Raw genomic sequence first — 18,493 nt, 5'->3', positions numbered from 1 at the left:
TTTCACCTCATTCCATTCCATTTCGTTTCCAGTTCTCTCGTACCTAAGTGTAAAGAATGCTCTATACAGAGTCAACACTTTTTTTCGTTTGTATCGTACGTACAGTAAAAACTTTACGAACTTTACACATTGAATCCTCACGATTCCTTTCGTATCGTCCGTTATCCAGAGCTTTACAATCTGCCTTTTGTTTCTTACAATAATCGTGAGTTCTGATAATGATGACAACCATCTAAGTCTAGGACATCGACAGAGGAGTGGGTGCAATAATGAACGGGTTAGAAGGGATCGCGCCCGAGCAGGAACAACAGATTCAAAAAGCGCGAAAGCGTGTCATCGAATCCATAGGCAAAAATATGGACTTGTATGGAATTACGTTGTCTCATGGTCTTTTATACGGTTTAATGTTTTTTCAAAACAAACCGATGACGCTGGATGAAATGGGCGAAGCCATGGAAATGAGCAAGACAAGCATGAGTACAGGGATTCGTTCACTGCTGGATTTAAAGATGGTGAATCAAGTATGGGAAAAAGGATCGCGGAAGGATCTATACGAGGTGGAATCGGACTGGTACCAGACGCTTGCCGATTTTTTCGGCATTAAGTGGCGTAAGGCCCTCGAAATCAATTTGCAATCCCTGCGTAAATCGTTAGCAGAGCTGCAAGATTTGGCCGAGCGCTTCCCTGAGGACGAGCACCTTCAGACCTGTTTGCTCATAGATATAGATAAAATCAAAAATGCACTTGCTTATTATAAGTGGTTCGATAAGCTGATTGATTCGTTTGAAACCGGCGAAATATACCAATTTATCCCCAAGGAAGTCCCTGATAATAAATAACTCAGGTAAAACCAAAAAAGCCGGTTGATCGTCATCGATCCCCGGCCTATTTCTTCTTGTACACAATAAGACTTTATTCTTCAAAACCAGCCGCTCCGAGAGCCCTCAGTACAAACAAGCTGGCGTGTTCCGCCGTCCTCTCGACACTGGTCTCCTGCTCCGTAAAAAGGGGCTTCAGGGTAACCATTTTTTTAAAAGAAAGCGCCGTGCTGATGATAAAAAGCAGGGTATGGTCCAACGATTCGTACCGGAACACTCCCTCCTGCTTTCCATTAATGAGAAGCTCTCTTATTTTAATCCATATGGGAAAGGTTCGCTCCGTGATGCGCGGCGACCTTTGAGAATTAGCTACAAACTCTTGCTGAATAATGGAGGCTACCTCCGGCTCGTTCATGCAAAACCAAACGACTTCCTTCACCATGAGTCGAAGAGCCGATACAGGCTCCTTTAATTGCTCTTCAAGCTCCTCCATTCGGTGTCCGACGAAAAAGTAATCAAACACCGCATGGAACACTTTTTCCTTGCCTCCGAAATAATACGAAATCAGAGCTACGTTAGCGCCTGCTTCCTCGCAAATTTGGCGTACAGTCGTTCCGTCAAACCCTTGTTGAGCAAACAGCTTTTTGGCTGCAAGCAAAATCCGTATTTTCATATCCGAATCGGTCTGTGTCATAGGTTCTCCTTAGCTTTGAGACAGTCTAATCATCTACTTAAGATCCATAATTACTCCTATTATGAATCTTTCTTATTGGATTCGCAAGCGGTTACAATAAGCTTAAAATAAGACCCGCCAAGATCGAAATCCGACGGATCAATAATCTGACCATTAGCTTCCGTAACCACTCATGCTATGCCCGGGTAAGTCCCGCTTCTGCACGGGCTGGAGCAGCCTGTGCTTCCCTGCGCAATCCTGTTGCTATGGCGCCAAGAGCACCGCATACGACCAAAATCACGGCCAAACTGCCTGCTTCTGCTGTAGCGCCGGAACCGGAGAACAAGATGTTCATAATGCCTTTTACGGCATAGGTGGCAGGCAAGTATCCGCTTAGCGTAAGGTAAAAGTCAGATAACAGCTCCCGAGGCACCATTGCCCCGGACGAAACCAGCTGCACGGACAGCATTGTAATATTGAACAGCATTCCTGCCATGCCGAACACGATGAGGAATAGCTGGGAGAATAGCATGAACGTGAGCAGGAATAACGCCTGGAACAGCCACATCGATACGAAGCCGCCTGCGGAGGTTCCCCCAAGCGACAGCACAAGCGAGGTACCTACTAAAGCGATGAAAATGGAAGAGACCACGTTGATTATCATTCGAGCAGCAAACTTGCTCCATTTGCTTACTTTGTGACCGAGCATCATGGTTGCCTGTTGTACGTTCATCCCCATAATCATGGCACCTACGAAGGATGCTAAAACTAGCATCATCGGAATCATTTGATTCGCCATCCCGCTAACCGGATTGGTGTATTCGAACTGTCCTGTCACCTTCTCCGCTAACCCTTGCGCTATTCCTTGCGCTTGCTGTGACGGCATATTTGCTTGTGTCAATACAGCTTGCGCTCCAGCAGCGACAGCTTCTTTATTTACCGTGGAGGTTACGCCGTTTGCTACGCCCTGCATCATGCTTTTTATCAAGGCCGGATTAGATTCGTTAATGGTATACTCAATCTGCCCTTTCTGTCCTGGCGTTTGCAACTGCTTGGAAAAGTCAGCAGGAATATGCAGCACCATCTGCACCTCCCTGTGCTCCAGCTGCTGTTTAGCAGTGTCATAAGAGCTTTCGGTCAACAGTTGAAACGGCATATTCGCTTTTAATTGATCGGCCACCTTCACCCCCATTGCGTTGTCCTCATTGACGACCGCAATCTTTAGATGCTTTGTGTTATCTGTGACACCAGCATAGCCCGTCATCCAAATGATGCTGAAAATAACCTGAAACATCATAGCCGTCACAATACCGACGATGGTTGCAGGCTTCTTCATATAAGCTTGTAAAGCCTCTAACATGGTAATCTCTCCCTTATGTACTCTGTTAAACATTTGTTTAAATTAAACGTTTGTTTACAAAATAACCGATCACAGCTCGTCCTGTCAATCTTTAACGATTAATTCTTTTCGTTTGCTTTCGCCACCCGCGAGAGGCTCCTTACCCCACCCGTTAAAGTAAGGAGCCTTCCCATCATGGCAGTTGGGCATGTGCTAAATAAAGCACGTCGCCTCTACTGGGTCATCTAACTACGCCGCGCAGGATGATAACAAGCAGAATGTACAATACAAGAATTGTACCTACTGATGTCCATCCACATCCTCTATGGCAATGACCATGATGGTGATGATGTTTCTTCGGCTCGATGATGTTGTATGCTTCGAAGTTGGCATGAACATTGATTGGAGCAGCGTAGGTTGGTGCTGTGTAGCTAGGAGAGACAAAGCTCGGCGAATAAGGCATAGGCATTGGAGCATTCATATTAGGCATTGGTCCTGGCATTTCCATAGCTGGCGAAACCATTGGCATCGGTTTAAATTTATCCATTAGGGACACCTCCATAAGTTTTAAGAGCGTGTTACTATCGAACACATCAACAGTCTATGGAGAACCACCTAGGTAGAGCACGGTATTCACCTATATACGAAAAATTAGACAGATGCCTGCATGACAACCCGTACAAATGCTGTTTCGAACAAGCAACTTTTGGGAATGCTGCGCGTCAAAATAGATATCCATATTCCCTACTATTGGGAGCACCCGCTTGCCTGAGATCTTTCCTACGGAAAGGAGAACCTCTATGACAACCCCCCTTCACGAAACCCAACCGGAACCGGTAAGGGTTGAGACCAAAGTCGAATATATAAATCCAGAACTGCAGGAGCTGCAACAAATTCATAGCGGAGGACCGCTTAAAAAAGCAGACCTAAGCTCCATGCCTTTACCTATCCGCTACTTCGGTTATTTCATCTTCACCTCCGCCGCCCTAATGCTGATCATCGGTTTACTGATTCAGTTTTTTAAATAACGCATTGCATCTAGAGCTATAAATAACAGCAGCCCTAGCCCGACAGTTTATCGGACTAAGGCTGCTTTTTGACCTGCGGTTGAGAGTCTTATCCTTTTACGGAACCGACCAATGCGCCCTTAGCAAAATATTTTTGCAAGAATGGATAAACGAGCAGGATCGGAATGGTAGACACCATAATAACGGCCATTTTGATCGTTTGTTCCGGCGGCTTGACGAAATCGTCACCAAATCCGGATGTATCTGCACTGAAGGCGCTTGCCACAATGACGATTTGGCGCAGCAGAACTTGAATCGGCCATTTGGTACCATCGTTCAAGTAAAGGATTGCATTAAAATAGGTGTTCCAATAGTTAACGGCATAGAACAAGGAAATCGTCGCAATAGCCGGCATGGATAACGGAATAACGATTCTGAACAAAATACCGAAGTCATTGCAGCCGTCGATTTTGGCAGACTCTTCTATTCCGTCCGGAAGATTCATAAAGAAGCTTCGCATAATGATCAAGTTAAAACCATTGACTGCTGTAGGAAGAATCAGTGACCAGTAGGAATCTACCAGACCCAGCTCCTTCACCACGAGGAACGTTGGAATCAGCCCCCCATTGAACAACAACGTGAATACAACCAGGAACATTAGCACTCTGCGGCCATCCAAGTCTCTACGCGTCAATCCGTACGCCATGAGGCAAGTAAGTACCATACTGACCAGCGTGCCTACTAGAGTAACCCCGATAGAAACACCCAATGCCTTATAGATAGCGTTAGTAGATAAAATATATTGATAGGCTTTCATTGTAAATTCCGTAGGAATCAAAACGAACGGTTTTCTAGCCATCTCCTCTTCCGTCGTGAAGGACGCCATAACAACGTGCAAAAACGGGAGGAAGGTGATCAGCGCAATAATGGCCAGCAGAACAATGTTGCCGATATCAAACATTCTGCCGCCAAACGTTTTATCTCGTACCATGAAGATGCTCTCCTTTTCTTCAATGCTGATTTAGTAGATGCCTTCCTCACCGATTTTTTTAGCCAACTTATTAGACATCACCACCAGGATCAGGCCTACAAACGATTTGAAGAAGCCTACTGCCGTACTGAAGCTGAATTGTCCCTGTTTAAGACCCACCGTGTACACATAAGTGTCCAAAATTTCCGCTACAGGACGGTTCATAGAGTTGAGCAGTAAGTACACGTGTTCGAAACTGAGATCGAGAACGTTGCCTATTCTAAGAATTAACAGAACGATAATTACACTCCGAATCGATGGAAGCGTAATATGCCAAATTTGTTTGAATCGGCCAGCCCCGTCCATTCTTGCTGCCTCATAAAGCTGCGGATCAATGGATGCAATAGCAGCCAGATAGACAATCGTTCCCCAGCCCGCTTCTCTCCAGATAACCTGGGCAATATACATCGGATGAAACCATACGGAATCCAACAGGAAGTTGACCTTTGCAAACCCGAAGAAAACTAGCAATTCGTTAATAATCCCGCCGTCCATCGTTAGCATGACGTAGGTAATGGAGACGATAATAACCCAGGATAAAAAGTGGGGAATGTACACAATCGTTTGGACTAACCGTTTGAAAAACTGGCTAGCCACCTCGTTCAACATGACCGCCAAAAGGATAGGTACCGGAAAATAAAAGAGAATATTGTATAAAAACAGCAATAACGTATTCTTGAAGATGTTCCAGAACTCACCGTCAGTAAATAGCTTCTCAAAATGCTTTAACCCCACCCATTCGCTTCCCAGAATCCCTTTGTAAGGCATGTAATCTTGGAAAGAAATGATTAATCCATACATGGGCAAATATTTAAAAATGCCGAAAAAGATCAAGCCTGGAAGAATCATAAAATACATATAGCGGTTCCGGACAAGTCTTTTCATTAGATCGCTATTGGATTTGGGAGCCTCCATCACTTTAGGTCGAGCGACAGTATTGCTCATAGTGAATAACTTCCTTTCTTTCCGTAAGATCAGCGGAATCCTGGGGTGCTGTAATGAGGGAGAGAGGCTCCTGAATGTTCAGGAGGCCCTTCTCTGGTTACCCTTTATTATTTACCGCCGCTTGCTTTGTAGGATGCATTGTATTCTTCAATGATTTTGGCACCGCCGTCATCCTGCCATTTTTTGATGGCTGCTTGGAAACCAGCTTCGTCAATGTTACCCAGCATAAATTTGTATGAAGCGTCTTTAATCGTGTCTTGCAATCTAGCGCCTTTTTCGTTATACGTTTTGGAATCCAAAGGTACCGTTGGATCCTGCAAAGCGAATTTAACCGCATCATTGGAAAGGTTGACCGCTTTCTCTTGTGCTTTCAGCGTGTACAAGGAAGGAAGAATGTTGGTTGTATCAGCCAAAGCTACAGTCAGGTAAGGCTTTTGCTCTTTTTCTTTGAGCTTCTCGTCTTCGCCAGGTTGTACTTTACCGTCTTTCAACGTGTAGTGACTGCCCTCTACGCCGTATTTAAGCAGATTCGCAATTTCCGGATTGAAGAACTTATCGAAGAAAGCTAGAATTTGCTTCAGTTCTTTCTCGGTTTTTACAGCAGATTTAGGGAATACAACCAAAGTCCCGTAGCCTGGAATACCCCAAGTGGTCGGCTTGGCGTTGCTTGGGCTTGTAAATTGGTTCAATACCTCGTATTGAGCTTCCTTAACGTTTTTGGACGTTTTATCCTGAATCGTCAGTACGTCTTGCATAGAACCGATATACATCCCTGCTTTACCGGTGTACATCATGTTCTGTTGGTCCGTTTTACTTGTTACAGGGAAGTCTTGGTTGATCAAGCCTTCGTCACGAAGCTTCTTGATGAACTTCATAGTGTCCATGTAGCCTTTTGTCGTGAATTCAGGAACCAGTTTGCCGTCTACAACGCCCCAGCCGTTCGGAGTGCCGAAGTAGGAAGACAACGTTTTGAACGAACCGTAGATCAGATCGTTACGGTCTGCAAGACCTAATGTTTTACCACCGCCCGCGAAATCAGCTTCTTTGAATTTTTTCAGCATATTGTAAATGTCATCGGTTGTTTTCGGTTCTGGCAAGCCTAGCTTATCCGCCCAGTCTTTGCGGTAAATAACACCTTGGCGTGCAATCGGTCTTTCTTGATACAAGGAGTAGATTTTGCCTTCTACCGCTGTATTTTTCAATACATCCGGATTCAATTTGCTAAGGTTGGGATAATCTTTCAAGTAAGGTCCGATTTCCCAGAACTGGCCGTTCTTGATTGCATCACGAAGCAGTACGAAGGAGGACTGGTTTTTCAGGTAAGCTGCTTGCGGCAGGGAACCGGTTGCAAACGCGGCTTGGAACTTCTCATCATAAGAACCGTCAGGAACCCATTGGAATTCAATTTGGCTGTTTGTTTTCTCTTCCAGAATCTTCTTTAATTTGTCAGAGGGTACTTCAGGTGTTGCCAAGTTCGCCATGATCGTAATTTTAAGCGGTCCTTCATTTTTCGCAGGTCCTGCGTCAGCTGCTTGCTTATTGTCCGGCTTGGCAGTGTTGCAACCTGCTAAGATGGTAGTTGCTGCAAGTACTGCGGCGCAGACCATGCTGGTTCTTTTCGCATACTTCGGATTCATCTTCAAATGTTTCGACCTCCGTTTATTGTTTATATGTTTTTCGTTGCTGGGCTAATCATATAACGATAACCTTCATTACAACTACAATCATTGAATCACACACAGCGTGAAATCCCCGTCATATCAAGGCTTTGGGAGATTTCGATTTTGCAGGTTAAAATCTGCACATCCGATAATATGGCTGAAAGATTAGCATATCGAGTGTAATTCGCCTCTTTCCGCGCGCGGAATATATCGAATCAACGACAAAAAAACCGTCATCCTCTGATGACGGTGGGTCTATTGAGAATCCTGTGAAGATTCAGATTTGTACGTGGCACTCCGGTGGGGTATCCCCAACAGTCTGACCGTGCCTGCATTCTCCGATAACGGCTCTATATCTATTGGTTGTTCTTTTTTTGGTAGGCTTCGTTGTACTCTTTAATAATATCCGCTCCGCCTCGACTCTCCCATGTACGAATCTCATTCTGGAAAGCGGCGAGATCGATTTTGCCAAGAATATAATTGAACGTAGCGTCCATCACAATATCCGATAAGCTCGCTGCCATGAGATCATAGGCCTGTGAAGATAAGCCTTCGGTTGCATCACGGATCAAAATTTGATCATTATCCTTAGTCAACTGATTGGCCTTAAGAACTAATGGGTCCTCTTCTTCCTTCACCTTCATCATATTCGGGTTGTTCATGCCCGCAATAACGAGGGAAGTTAAAGGCAGCACATCCGTGTCACGAAGCTGATTCATTGCCGCTGTAATCGAGACTTGACCTTCAACTAGTTCATAATGCTTACCTTCGATACCATACTGCAGCAGATTGCTGACATCTGGTCCCATGCTCCGGTCGAAAAATGCCAAAATGTTACGGAGTTCCTCCTCATTTTTAATCGCTTTCTTCGAGAATAGGAACACTCCGCTGAAGCCTGGATTAGACCATACGCCTTCCCCCTTCGGACCGCGAATCCTGTTCACTAAGGTCAGCTCGGCTTTGGGATCGAACTTTCTCAGTTCATTCTGCAGCCGCGGAGCGTCAGCCATGCTTCCTATATAGCCTCCCGCTTTCCCGTTGATCAGCATATATCTTTGAATCTGCTTGCTAGTAACGGCAAAATCTTTATTCATCATATTTTCGCTTACGAGCCTTTTCATGAAATTCATCGTATCTAAATATTCTTTAGTCTTAAACTCGGGAACGAGCGCTCCATCTTGTATTCCCCAATTATTTGGTGTTCCGAAATAGGAGCTTAGTGTTTTGAATGCACCGTAAGTCAAATCCCCGCGATCTGCGATCCCGATCGTGTCTTTAACGCCGTTCCCATCAGGATCATTATTAGTAAACTGCTTCAAAACCTGAAACAGCTCTTCGGTTGTGGTCGGTTCCTTGAGATGCAGCCGATCCAGCCAGTCTTTCCGCAAAATGACCCCTTGACGCGAGGCAGGCCTTTCCGCATATAAAGCATATATTTTGCCCTGAACGCTTGATTCGTTCAATATGGATTTATTCAGTGTTTTCAAGTTCGGATAAAACTGCAAATAGGGGCCAATTTCCCAGAACATCCCGGAACGTATCGCATTTTTGACAAATACAAAGTCCGATTGATTGACGTAGGTCACCTGCTTTAAAGAATTGGTTTGCAGCGCATTGATCATTTTTTCTCTGTAATTATCATTAGGAATCCAGTCGATTTCGAGCTTAGCCCCTGCGGCTTGCTCTACTGCACGAAGGATGTCCTGCGGAGGAGCCTGATTCTGGTGCAATGGAACCATGATTCCGATAGGCTTGGAGCTTATGCCCTGATTGCTCTGCGGAGGATACGGACGCTCACAGCCGCTTAATAGGAAAACAAACAAGAGGAAAGCGATTACAATCGGAAGCACCTTTTTTCCTGTGACTTTCATACGTTCGATCATGCAATCCTCCTAGAATTCATCTTGGTTTCATTATACACGAATGCCGATTTGTATGAAATCATTGCTCCAATTGAGTTCCATTGGTAAGATAGAATCGTCTAACCATGTCGAAAGCAGGAGGGTACAGGATGCAAAGGCTCAGTTATCTCACCAGACTCATTTTATTCGGATGCATCTTATGTACGCTTCCCGTTATTTTTATCGGCATTGTTTCCAATCTGCAGTCCTCCAACGAAATTCAAAAGCAAGTCAATCGAGGACAAATTCAACTGCTGACTCAGATGAATTCCAATGTTGAGCAGGTACTAAGAACTATTAACCATGCCTTCGATCAGTTGGTCAACTCGCCGGTCATGGCTAAAGTATTGAACGAGCCCTTTACTTCGAATGATTTCATGCTGTATAAAGATTTGCGTAAGGAAATCAGCAACACGCAATCGTTCTATACCAAGGTCGAAGACGTCGTCATCATCAATATTAAGCAAAACTGGATGATCAAAAACTCCGGCTTCTACACGTTCAGCGACTATTTGCATCATTTTCAGCTTGCCAATCAAATGCTTCTGCCCAATTCTTTTTCATGGGTGCTGAACCCAAGCATCTGGTTTTATAGCGAGGAAAAAGCAAACGCTGCCACATGCCCTTATACCATCAGTCTCGTTAAGAAGCTCCCAGATCAAAATTTGGACAAGTTCGGGCTGGCGTTTACGAATCTCACCACCTGCAGCTTGGCCGAAATGCTAAATTACACACCGAGAGAATCCGAAACCGTCATGATTCTCGACGATCAGGAGCGTATCCTGTTCCATTCCGATCCAACGATGATTGGTAAATACGCCATTAACACCGAATTTATTAAAGATCCTTCCATCTTCTCGCAGCCAACAGGACAATTCCAAACTGAAGTGGATCATAAAAAATATACGGCGACCTATTTGCGGTCAAGCTATAATAATTGGATTTATTTATCCATCATATCCATCGACAGTCTGACCCAGGATTCCAAGCAAATCGGTCGATACACATTGATCGTCTGCCTGATTATTGTAGTGGTCTTCCTCATTATCGCATGGCTTCTTTCAAGGAAAATGTACAATCCTATTGAGCGGCTTCTGAGAGAAGTTGGCGGCAAGGTTCCTAACAGCGGAAAGCTGCGAAACAATGAGTTTGATATTATCAGCCATCAGGTTCAAGATTTGTTCCGCTCCAAAACGCAGCTTGAGAAGGAAGCACATCAACATCTGCAGCAGGCGCTAACTTATTTTCTAATTAAAATGTTCCAAGGCAAAGTACGCCGAAATGAACTATCGGAGAAAATGGAGCAATTCGGATTTAGTGAAAGACTGAGTGAATGGCAAGCATTCACGGTCATTACGCTGCAAATCGACACCTTGGAGCACACACGATACGGCAAGGAAGACATAGAGCTTCTCTTGTTCGCCATTAATAATATCGTTGAGGAGCTCATTCCTTCAGACGTCCGTCTTCCACCCGTATTTATCGAGCAGACGCAGGTAACGATGATTGGGAGTAAGAACCAATCGTTGGAGGAGTTCAACGGCATCATGTATTCGTTAACGGAGTCGATTCAACAAACGGTGCAGCGTGTGCTCGGTCTTGAAATCAGTATTGGGATCAGCCTCCCGTTCGATGACCCGAAAAAAGCGTCCGTAGCCTACCGCGAAGGCTTGGAAGCATTGAAACAGCGCCTCCACCTAGGCGGTCAAGTCATCATTTCATACGCTAACATCAACGAAGGCAAGCACCAATTGAATTTGGATTACCCGTTCTTAACGGAAAGCGATCTTCTCGATGCGATCCTCCTTGCGGACGAGGATAATGCCAAGCTTTATTTAAACCAGTTTATGCATACGATTTTCAAGCATGAAATGACGCCTCAGGAGTATCAAATATCAATGGTTCGCCTATTTACCAGTCTGATGGTGGCCATGCAGGAATCCGGCGTAACCTTAAATCAATTAAAGCATGGGGATGTGTCCTTGTACGAGGAATTGAATCGATTGCAAATGACGACTGAAATAGAAGATTGGTTCTGGACACGCGTCATTTCACCGCTAATCGGGATTTATCGTGACCGGCAAAACTCTCAATACCATAGTATTTCAGAGAAAATTATCGATATGATTCATAAGCATTATGATACCGATCTTACTATTGAAGAATGCGCATCGCAGCTCCACTATAACGCCAACTATTTGAGCGGTATTTTCCGCAAAGAGACTCATACCACGTTCAGTGATTATTTGTCTGCCTACCGATTCAACATGGCTAAGAAGTGGTTAACGGAAACAGATATGACGATCAAGGACATGTCCGAGAAGCTGCGGTATATGAACTCTCAAAACTTTATCCGCTCGTTTAGAAAATTGGAAGGGATCACGCCAGGGCAATATCGTGAGTCCTTCCGCAAACGTGGCCATTAATTCAGTCCGGGAGAAATCCCGGGCTTTGTTTTTTCAAGCTGGCGCTGTAGGTAGGAGCGGCACCTGCCAGAACATCGTAATAATTACGGATCGTATGGTTGCTCATAATCGTAGAACGGCTGAACCGGATTCGATAAAGACCTTTAACATGACTGTATTCCGCACCTTTAAGAGAAGGGGGAAGAACAGGAACCAGGTCGGAGCTGTTGACGACGCGTACAGATCTGCGAATTTTGCGAGAGAACGCAGCTGTGAACTTGCCATTCCCTACTTTGGGTGAACCGAAGGTCATCAACAGCGGATTGTTAAAGCTGGTGTTCACTGCTATGTCCAGTGTACACAGCGTAGCGACGGCCCCACCCAGACTATGACCCGTTATCCAAATCTGCTTACTCGCAGAGAGTCCGCGTAGCTCATTCATGACTTGATCTCTGATCTTACGTCCGTACAGCTTGGCAAACCCGCGGTGGACATAACCCCCAGCGGCTGCATAAGGAAAACGAACTTGAGCCATATCGGTATCGGCCAGCAATTCCCCGATTGTTTCTGTGCCCCTGAACACAATGATTACCATCGTCTTGGACTGCAGAATCATTCCTGCGTACGGATTTTGTTTGCTCCCCAGCACCTTGGATAGCCGAAATCCTTTTGGCGTTATACATCGTCCATTATTTTTGTACTGTTCTACTGCTTGATACACGGCTGCCGATAAAAAGACAGCTCTGTCCGCAATCCACTTCCCCTTCTCCCCCATTCTTCCCCCTCCTTGAACGAGACTGCTTGTATAAGCATTCTATTCAAGGAAATGCAAAAGCTCCTCGGCTATCGCCATGAACGGCAATAACTGAGGAGCTTTCATTCCGGTTATACGTAAGGATTATTTTCCTTCTCATAGCCAATGGTCGTTTTAACGCCATGACCAGGGTAAACAACGGTCTCATCCGGCAGCTCGAACAGCTTCAGATGAATGGAATCCATCAGAGCCTCTGATCTGCCGCCAAATAGATCGGTGCGGCCCACAGACAGCCTGAACAGCACGTCGCCTCCGAACAAATAAGGACCGATCAGGAAGCTCACACTGCCCGGCGAATGACCGGGAGTATGCATGACTTTGATGTCGAGCCCCAGCAGCTTCAGCACCTGTCCTTCATCCAGAGCATACTCTGCAGGTTCCGTGACAATCGGGCCTCCAAGCTCGGGCCATCTCGAGGAGCCGTTGCTCTTCGGATTGGTTAACCAATCCGCTTCAGCATCGTGCAGATAGACCGGGCATCCTTTCAGCTTGCGGATTTCATCCACCCCGCCGATATGATCGAAATGGGCATGTGTTAGTAAAATAGCCTCGATCTGCAAGCCTTCGATTCGCTTGAGCAGCGGCTTAGGATTCATGCCAGGGTCAATAACGATCCCCTTGCCCTCCTCCGGTCTCGACAGCAAATAAGCGTTCGTGCCAAGTGGTCCGAGGGAGAATGATTCTATCTTCAATCCTTCTAAACTCATCTGTCACTCCACCTTAAAATGTCGAAAGAAGGTCGCGTAGTTCTTTCACAATAACAGCATGATAGCCTGTGCCTTCCCCATACTGGCGGCCCATTTCCTGGCGCGCAACTTTAATTTTCTCATCATAGTCCGGAGCAGTACGATCCGGGTTCTCTTTTTTGAACTGATTCATGACGGCCTGAACATTATTAGGACGAGGTCCCCAATGTCCGAGCACATGTCCGCTGAAATCGGTGAAAATAACGATTGGAATCGCTTCTCCACCTCCGGTCAAAAACTGAGCCATCACATCTGGATTCTCTTCCTTGATAAGTACTTCTACTGGAATACCGGAATTTTCAAGCGCACGGAATACGACAGGTACGTTACGAACTACGTCACCGCACCAATCTGCCATCAGGATCAGGCAGCGAAGGTCGTCGCGGTTATTCAGCGAATCGAAGAACTCCTTGTCGTCCTCATTCTGCCAAGTGAAGCTGTCATACCATTCCACGAATTTCTCCTGGTTCTTCGTCATTCCGTCGATGAACTGCTGCGGCTTCAAGCCGGTGCGGAGCTTATGGGACAAATTTGTACTCATATCGTAAAGCCCTCCTTATGGGTTGGTATAATATTCATTTTATATAAAAAAAGAATACTAGGCAATAAAGCCCCGCTTCCGATTTGAAGCGAGGCTGCATTTATTTGCTGCTGGAGCTATTTTCTTGGATAAGATGCTCAATGGCTGTAATCTCGGATGCCGTAAGCAAAGTTTTTCTTGATTTATGGGTTTTAATCAAATGAGCCAATCGATCCAGCTTCACCGTCGCAAAAGCAGGGCTTTTCCCAACAATTTGGCTGTGCGGATGCGTAAAGCAGAGGACTCCGACCAATTCCGGATTCAGGTTGGCCGAACGGAACAGCTCCTTCAGAACATGCTCATGGCGGTACAGCTGCGCTGTTGGATCTCCCGTGTGTCCTTCCTTACTGCGCTCCACGCCTTGCGAGGTAAATACGATCTCACCCGACCAGTGCTTGGAATCGATGTGGAAGACACCATTGGGACCGATCACAATATGATCGAACTCCTGTGAGCCTCCACCTGCCCGCACTTGACGGTTGTTTAACACACGGTATTCGCTGCCGATATATTTAAGCTGATGAGCTGTGCTCTTCTCGCCCTGATCGCCCTGTTGGGCAACGTTGCCCTTTTTCCGTCTTACTAACTTGAACAGCACATAGAGAACCGTTAAAGCAACCGAACCGATGATGAAAGGCGTCGTATATTTAGAAGCGTAATCATCAATATTCTCCCAATTCGAGCCAAGCGTGTTGCCCAAGTAGACGAATAATATCGCCCATGGGATCGTCCCCAACAAGGTATAGAACAAAAATGTCAGCATAGGCATACGAGCCATACCAGCCGGAATAGATATCGCTTGTCTTACGACAGGAATAAATCGGGCGGTAAACACCATTCCCGCGCCGTATCTATTAAACCAGCCTTCTGCTATATTTATGTAACGCATTTTAAGATGAATGTATTTGCCGTATTTCTCTATGAACGGCCTTCCCCCATATCTGCCAATCCAATACAAGAAGACTTGCTGAATCAGACAGCCTAACGTACCAAAAATGACTGCACCCAGAAAAGAAACGTTTCCTGTCGATACAAGGTACCCCCCGTAAGAGAGTACGATTTCACTAGGAATGACTTCAAGCATCAATCCAATCAGTATTCCCCATACGCCCAAATCCTGAATAAACATCAACGCGCTGTGAATCAGATCCTTTAACATTCTTCTCCAGCCTCTTCCTCTCATCCCGGGCAAGCCCGACTTGTCACATCTATCCTATTCTATCATAAATCTGTTCATTCCAACCAGCTAGCATGAAGAGACAAGCTGGAGCATACACTTAGTACAAACTATGGGGAGTGCGACAGGGAACCCGGGCTATTATCCGAGCTTAAATAATACTCCTTAAGAAGGCGGGATAATCATGACCAAAATATTCGTAGTCAGCAAAAGACAACTTAGACATTGGCTGCTTATCGGCTTGATGGCGCTCGGCACATTAGGAGCCGCATGGTATTGGGGATACAGCGAAGCTAAAACGACAAGCGGCTCTATGGCGCCGCAAGGAGAAGCGCGCACGATCCATCTTGTCACCGGCGAATTCAAATCCACGGATGCGAACGGCAAGACGATTGAAGCCTACCGTTGGGATCCCGGCACCATCCACGTCAAGCAGGGAGAGCCTATTAATCTGAGCATCTTTGGCGTCAATGGGACGAATCATCCTTTCATCATTGATGGTCTTAACGTAAAAGGCGAGGTGAAAAAAGGAAAGGAAACCGTCGTCTCTTTCCGCGCCGACAAGCCTGGCACTTATCGCATCGTTTGTTTATCCCATCCTGACATTGCTCACAACGGCCCTATGGTCGGTTATATCATCGTTGATGCCTAGCCGACGAAGAGCGGACCCAAAGCCCTAACGCATGAACTATGCATTAGGGCTTTTTCATGCTAGAATCATGCCTTCGACAGGGGCACCTGACTCTCTTCCAGCATACGATACGGTAGGAAGGAGAGAATGAATGCCCATGAATCCAGCAAACAAAGTAAAGCATGACCAATCGTACCCCACCGCTCGTAAAATCCGCCGGGCCTGCTCCAGGGAAATGTACCGCGCCCGGAAAAAAATCGACAAGTGGATCTCGCCGGAATTGGTGGATAAAGCCGATGAGATTTATTACAAAAAAGTATTATTGAATTTAATATGGATTTCGGAAAACAGCAGCAACCGTAAGTTGCTATCCGATTGGTGGGACGAAAATGTGTGCCCCGAGATTGCGGAGCTGTGGGAAATAGAGCCTGCATTGCTTGCAAGAGCATTCAGGGAGTCGTTCGGAGGCTGACGCTATCTCCCCAAGAGCAGACATCAGTGTCGGACCAAATCAAATATCGCGTCCGACTCATACATTGTAACGCCGCGGCGGTTCAACAGAGCCGCCCGGATCATGCCTTCCGCTACAGTATCCGCTGCGATCGGTTTGTATTTGCGGAACGGTCCCTTAAATACGAACGACAAGCGACGTGCTGCCGCCTCGCCTAGCTGTTCACCGCGGCGCACCTCTTCTCGCTCGCCCGTCAGCAAGGACGGTTGAAAGATGGACAAGCCGGGAATTGCCAGCTGCCGAAGCCGCGTCTCGGTTTCGCCTTTTACCCTGCTGTAGAAAAACATTGACTTTGTATCGGAGCCCATCGCCGTAACTATCAGATACTGGTCGGCTCCATTTGTCGCCGCCTGTTCAGCCAGCTTCACCGGATACTCATAATCCACCTTGCGAAACTGCTGCTGGCTTCCTGCCTTCTTGATGGTCGTGCCCAATGTGCAGAACACATCGGCCCCTAGCCAAATAGAAGTATCCAGCTCCAGTCGATCGAAATCGACGATCCTTTCGTCCAGCTTGTCATGCCGACGCCCTGTTGCTTTGCGGACCACAGTATACACTTCACTGTAGTATGGATCAGCCAGCAGCTTATCCAGCAGCGCTTTGCCTACCATCCCCGTCGCTCCTGCGACGACAGCTCTTTTTGTCATACGGTATACGCCTCCGAATTCCTTGTATGGTTATGGGGAGCATGTACAAAATAAAATAACCCCACAAAGTGGAGCTTTCAGCTTCGAAGCGGATTCAGGTACTTTGCGGGGGCACCAAAGCTTATTAATTCTTATTTGTTAAAAAAAGCTGTCGGGTTCCATCCCAACAGCCTTTCCTAACGAGTAATGATGTCTATTTGGCTGCTGGCTGAAAAAACTCCAAGCGTTCGCCATCCGGACCAAAGAAGAAGGCAATCAGATCACCCTCCAGAATCATGCGTGGTGTTTCATCCATCAGCTTGACGCCCAAGCCTTTCAGACGGTCGATCTCTGATTGAATGTCACTAACCGTGAAGGCAATATGATGCACGACACCATTATCCGGGAGTCCCTCGCGTCCGCGTCCAATCAGCTCGATCTCGATCTGTTCAGAGCCCGGGAAGGACAAGAAGCCAAGCTCGGCGCCGTCCGCCAGCGCTACCCGCTTCACCAATCTAAGCCCCAACACCTCCGTATAAAAACGGATAGAAGCATCCATATCCTTAACCATAACCCCAATATGCTCCAGCTTGTGAATCATCTTGAACACACCTCTCCCCTACGGTCATTTCTTGTTCTCGAATGAAGAATATCATGGACAGGACCTTTGTGCAATCCATATGATCCATATTGTCCGCACCTCAATAATCTGGCTATCCAATAGACACATTCTGCTTTTTATTCATCGCCTTCTTCTTAATTCTGGAAGGGAAAAAAGTATTGTAGATTCGTGTCGATTTATATATACTTAGCCTATTATTTCGAGGTTTATCGGGAAAAAAGGAGAATTACGATCATGGATTGGCCTTCAATAGATATGCTTTGGTTTTTAGTTATTGCCGGATTCATCGCGGCCTTTGTCGACTCGGTTGTCGGAGGCGGCGGACTTATATCGGTGCCTGCTCTGCTGCTTACCGGACTTCCACCCAGCATGGTGCTGGGGACGAACAAGCTCGGCGGGACTCTTTCCTCCGTCACGAGCACAATATCTTTTTTGTTCTCGGGTAAAATTAACGGCAAGCTAGTGCTTGCCTTGTTTCCTTTATCGTTCGTCGGATCGGCGCTCGGAACCTATGCCGTACATTTACTGCCTTCCGCGTTTCTTAAGCCTCTTGTCATCTCTCTGCTTGTCATCGTTCTTATCTATACCTTGTTCAAAAAGAACTGGGGTGCCGACGCCAAACCGCGTCCGTTAACAGCAGCAACCAAGGTGGCATGCGCTTTATGTGCCTTTGTTCTTGGATTTTATGACGGGTTCTTCGGACCAGGCACTGGCTCCTTTTTATTGTTTTTGTTTTTGTTGCTCGGCTTTGATTTCGTCGGGGCATCAGGAAACGCCAAGGTGCTGAATTTGGCGAGCAACATTGCTAGCCTTGCTGCGTTCTTTATGCTCGGATCGGTCCATCTCGGCTATGGTTTGCCTATGGGTATCGCTATGATAGCAGGAGCCTTCGTCGGCTCCAGACTTGCCATTCGTCACGGCGCCCGTTATGTAAAGCCCCTGTTCATAGGGGTTACCACAGTGCTCATCGGAAAACAGCTGTGGGATATGCTGCTGTAGCCAGAAGT

General features: G+C 46.3%; 18 protein-coding genes and 2 pseudogenes. 6 read left to right on the top strand and 14 right to left on the bottom strand.

Features of this window, described 5'->3' with window-relative positions:
- Positions 1-269 precede the first annotated feature (269 nt).
- Positions 270-839, top strand: coding sequence for a GbsR/MarR family transcriptional regulator (locus QMA13_RS04445; protein ID WP_282939782.1), 570 nt, complete (start codon positions 270-272; stop codon positions 837-839).
- Between the two features lie 73 nt (positions 840-912).
- Here QMA13_RS04445 and QMA13_RS04440 read toward each other — a convergent pair whose 3' ends face one another.
- The 3 genes from QMA13_RS04440 to QMA13_RS04430 all read right to left on the bottom strand — a co-directional run bounded on the left by QMA13_RS04440 (position 913) and on the right by QMA13_RS04430 (position 3,377).
- Positions 913-1,512 (bottom strand): TetR family transcriptional regulator, encoded by a 600-nt coding sequence (locus tag QMA13_RS04440; RefSeq protein ID WP_282939781.1) that lies wholly within the window; start codon positions 1,510-1,512, stop codon positions 913-915.
- 175 nt (positions 1,513-1,687) lie between these two features.
- Entirely contained in the window at positions 1,688-2,851 is a 1,164-nt protein-coding gene (locus tag QMA13_RS04435; RefSeq protein ID WP_282939779.1) for a YhgE/Pip domain-containing protein, read from the bottom strand.
- 220 nt (positions 2,852-3,071) lie between these two features.
- Positions 3,072-3,377: a hypothetical protein gene (locus QMA13_RS04430; RefSeq protein WP_282939778.1), complete on the bottom strand. Its 306-nt coding sequence runs from the start codon at positions 3,375-3,377 to the stop codon at positions 3,072-3,074.
- A gap of 253 nt (positions 3,378-3,630) precedes the next feature.
- Here QMA13_RS04430 and QMA13_RS04425 point away from each other — a divergent pair, with 253 nt between their 5' ends.
- Positions 3,631-3,858 (top strand): hypothetical protein, encoded by a 228-nt coding sequence (locus QMA13_RS04425; RefSeq protein ID WP_282939776.1) that lies wholly within the window; start codon positions 3,631-3,633, stop codon positions 3,856-3,858.
- Positions 3,859-3,946: 88 nt separating this feature from the next.
- Here QMA13_RS04425 and QMA13_RS04420 read toward each other — a convergent pair whose 3' ends face one another.
- The 4 genes from QMA13_RS04420 to QMA13_RS04405 form a co-directional block, all read right to left on the bottom strand.
- The gene (locus QMA13_RS04420) at positions 3,947-4,828 is read right to left on the bottom strand and encodes a carbohydrate ABC transporter permease (protein WP_282939775.1); all 882 of its coding nucleotides are present in this window, start codon (positions 4,826-4,828) and stop codon (positions 3,947-3,949) included.
- A 30-nt stretch (positions 4,829-4,858) separates the two neighbouring features.
- Entirely contained in the window at positions 4,859-5,812 is a 954-nt protein-coding gene (locus QMA13_RS04415; protein WP_282939773.1) for an ABC transporter permease, read from the bottom strand.
- Between the two features lie 107 nt (positions 5,813-5,919).
- Complete coding sequence (locus QMA13_RS04410) at positions 5,920-7,449, bottom strand: extracellular solute-binding protein (protein ID WP_282943255.1); 1,530 nt, start codon at positions 7,447-7,449, stop codon at positions 5,920-5,922.
- 380 nt (positions 7,450-7,829) lie between these two features.
- Positions 7,830-9,356 (bottom strand): extracellular solute-binding protein, encoded by a 1,527-nt coding sequence (locus QMA13_RS04405; RefSeq protein ID WP_282939771.1) that lies wholly within the window; start codon positions 9,354-9,356, stop codon positions 7,830-7,832.
- A 128-nt stretch (positions 9,357-9,484) separates the two neighbouring features.
- Here QMA13_RS04405 and QMA13_RS04400 point away from each other — a divergent pair, with 128 nt between their 5' ends.
- A complete protein-coding gene (locus QMA13_RS04400) occupies positions 9,485-11,800 on the top strand; it encodes an AraC family transcriptional regulator (protein ID WP_282939769.1) in 2,316 nt (771 codons plus the stop codon).
- 1 nt (position 11,801) lies between these two features.
- On the opposite strand, the gene QMA13_RS04395 is transcribed toward QMA13_RS04400, so the two are convergent.
- The 5 genes and pseudogenes from QMA13_RS04395 to uptA form a co-directional block, all read right to left on the bottom strand.
- Positions 11,802-12,554, bottom strand: coding sequence for a lipase family protein (locus QMA13_RS04395; RefSeq protein ID WP_282939768.1), 753 nt, complete (start codon positions 12,552-12,554; stop codon positions 11,802-11,804).
- Between the two features lie 110 nt (positions 12,555-12,664).
- On the bottom strand, positions 12,665-13,300 hold the full coding sequence (locus QMA13_RS04390; RefSeq protein WP_282939766.1) for an MBL fold metallo-hydrolase: 636 nt from the start codon (positions 13,298-13,300) through the stop codon (positions 12,665-12,667).
- Positions 13,301-13,313: 13 nt separating this feature from the next.
- Positions 13,314-13,880, bottom strand: coding sequence for a thioredoxin family protein (locus QMA13_RS04385; protein WP_282939765.1), 567 nt, complete (start codon positions 13,878-13,880; stop codon positions 13,314-13,316).
- 100 nt (positions 13,881-13,980) lie between these two features.
- Positions 13,981-14,457, bottom strand: a pseudogene (locus QMA13_RS04380) (nuclease-related domain-containing protein); the annotation flags it as partial.
- An 18-nt stretch (positions 14,458-14,475) separates the two neighbouring features.
- Positions 14,476-15,078 (bottom strand): annotated as a pseudogene (uptA, locus tag QMA13_RS04375) (undecaprenyl phosphate transporter UptA); the annotation flags it as partial.
- Between the two features lie 202 nt (positions 15,079-15,280).
- On the opposite strand from uptA, the gene QMA13_RS04370 reads away from it, so the two are divergent.
- Together QMA13_RS04370 and QMA13_RS04365 are read left to right on the top strand one after the other, a co-directional pair.
- Positions 15,281-15,748, top strand: coding sequence for a cupredoxin domain-containing protein (locus tag QMA13_RS04370; protein WP_282939763.1), 468 nt, complete (start codon positions 15,281-15,283; stop codon positions 15,746-15,748).
- Positions 15,749-15,884: 136 nt separating this feature from the next.
- Positions 15,885-16,199, top strand: coding sequence for a dehydrogenase (locus tag QMA13_RS04365; protein WP_282939761.1), 315 nt, complete (start codon positions 15,885-15,887; stop codon positions 16,197-16,199).
- Between the two features lie 23 nt (positions 16,200-16,222).
- Here QMA13_RS04365 and QMA13_RS04360 read toward each other — a convergent pair whose 3' ends face one another.
- Together QMA13_RS04360 and QMA13_RS04355 are read right to left on the bottom strand one after the other, a co-directional pair.
- Entirely contained in the window at positions 16,223-16,885 is a 663-nt protein-coding gene (locus QMA13_RS04360; RefSeq protein WP_282939759.1) for an NAD(P)H-binding protein, read from the bottom strand.
- A 193-nt stretch (positions 16,886-17,078) separates the two neighbouring features.
- On the bottom strand, positions 17,079-17,465 hold the full coding sequence (locus tag QMA13_RS04355) for a VOC family protein (protein ID WP_282939757.1): 387 nt from the start codon (positions 17,463-17,465) through the stop codon (positions 17,079-17,081).
- Positions 17,466-17,720: 255 nt separating this feature from the next.
- On the opposite strand from QMA13_RS04355, the gene QMA13_RS04350 reads away from it, so the two are divergent.
- Positions 17,721-18,485, top strand: coding sequence for a sulfite exporter TauE/SafE family protein (locus QMA13_RS04350; protein ID WP_282939756.1), 765 nt, complete (start codon positions 17,721-17,723; stop codon positions 18,483-18,485).
- Positions 18,486-18,493: the final 8 nt, after the last annotated feature.

This window comes from Paenibacillus sp. RC67, from assembly GCF_030020805.1.
Classification (GTDB): domain Bacteria; phylum Bacillota; class Bacilli; order Paenibacillales; family NBRC-103111; genus Paenibacillus_S.
Note: the sequence above shows the minus strand (reverse complement) of the source record. Positions and strands in the feature narration are given on the sequence as shown.

Coding starts and splice junctions, on each gene's coding strand:
- QMA13_RS04445 (WP_282939782.1), top strand. CDS start 270: ATGAACGGGTTAGAAGGGATCGCGCCCGAGCAGGAACAACAGATTCAA.
- QMA13_RS04440 (WP_282939781.1), bottom strand. CDS start 1,512: ATGACACAGACCGATTCGGATATGAAAATACGGATTTTGCTTGCAGCC.
- QMA13_RS04435 (WP_282939779.1), bottom strand. CDS start 2,851: ATGTTAGAGGCTTTACAAGCTTATATGAAGAAGCCTGCAACCATCGTC.
- QMA13_RS04430 (WP_282939778.1), bottom strand. CDS start 3,377: ATGGATAAATTTAAACCGATGCCAATGGTTTCGCCAGCTATGGAAATG.
- QMA13_RS04425 (WP_282939776.1), top strand. CDS start 3,631: ATGACAACCCCCCTTCACGAAACCCAACCGGAACCGGTAAGGGTTGAG.
- QMA13_RS04420 (WP_282939775.1), bottom strand. CDS start 4,828: ATGGTACGAGATAAAACGTTTGGCGGCAGAATGTTTGATATCGGCAAC.
- QMA13_RS04415 (WP_282939773.1), bottom strand. CDS start 5,812: ATGAGCAATACTGTCGCTCGACCTAAAGTGATGGAGGCTCCCAAATCC.
- QMA13_RS04410 (WP_282943255.1), bottom strand. CDS start 7,449: ATGAATCCGAAGTATGCGAAAAGAACCAGCATGGTCTGCGCCGCAGTA.
- QMA13_RS04405 (WP_282939771.1), bottom strand. CDS start 9,356: ATGATCGAACGTATGAAAGTCACAGGAAAAAAGGTGCTTCCGATTGTA.
- QMA13_RS04400 (WP_282939769.1), top strand. CDS start 9,485: ATGCAAAGGCTCAGTTATCTCACCAGACTCATTTTATTCGGATGCATC.
- QMA13_RS04395 (WP_282939768.1), bottom strand. CDS start 12,554: ATGGGGGAGAAGGGGAAGTGGATTGCGGACAGAGCTGTCTTTTTATCG.
- QMA13_RS04390 (WP_282939766.1), bottom strand. CDS start 13,300: ATGAGTTTAGAAGGATTGAAGATAGAATCATTCTCCCTCGGACCACTT.
- QMA13_RS04385 (WP_282939765.1), bottom strand. CDS start 13,880: ATGAGTACAAATTTGTCCCATAAGCTCCGCACCGGCTTGAAGCCGCAG.
- QMA13_RS04370 (WP_282939763.1), top strand. CDS start 15,281: ATGACCAAAATATTCGTAGTCAGCAAAAGACAACTTAGACATTGGCTG.
- QMA13_RS04365 (WP_282939761.1), top strand. CDS start 15,885: ATGAATCCAGCAAACAAAGTAAAGCATGACCAATCGTACCCCACCGCT.
- QMA13_RS04360 (WP_282939759.1), bottom strand. CDS start 16,885: ATGACAAAAAGAGCTGTCGTCGCAGGAGCGACGGGGATGGTAGGCAAA.
- QMA13_RS04355 (WP_282939757.1), bottom strand. CDS start 17,465: ATGATTCACAAGCTGGAGCATATTGGGGTTATGGTTAAGGATATGGAT.
- QMA13_RS04350 (WP_282939756.1), top strand. CDS start 17,721: ATGGATTGGCCTTCAATAGATATGCTTTGGTTTTTAGTTATTGCCGGA.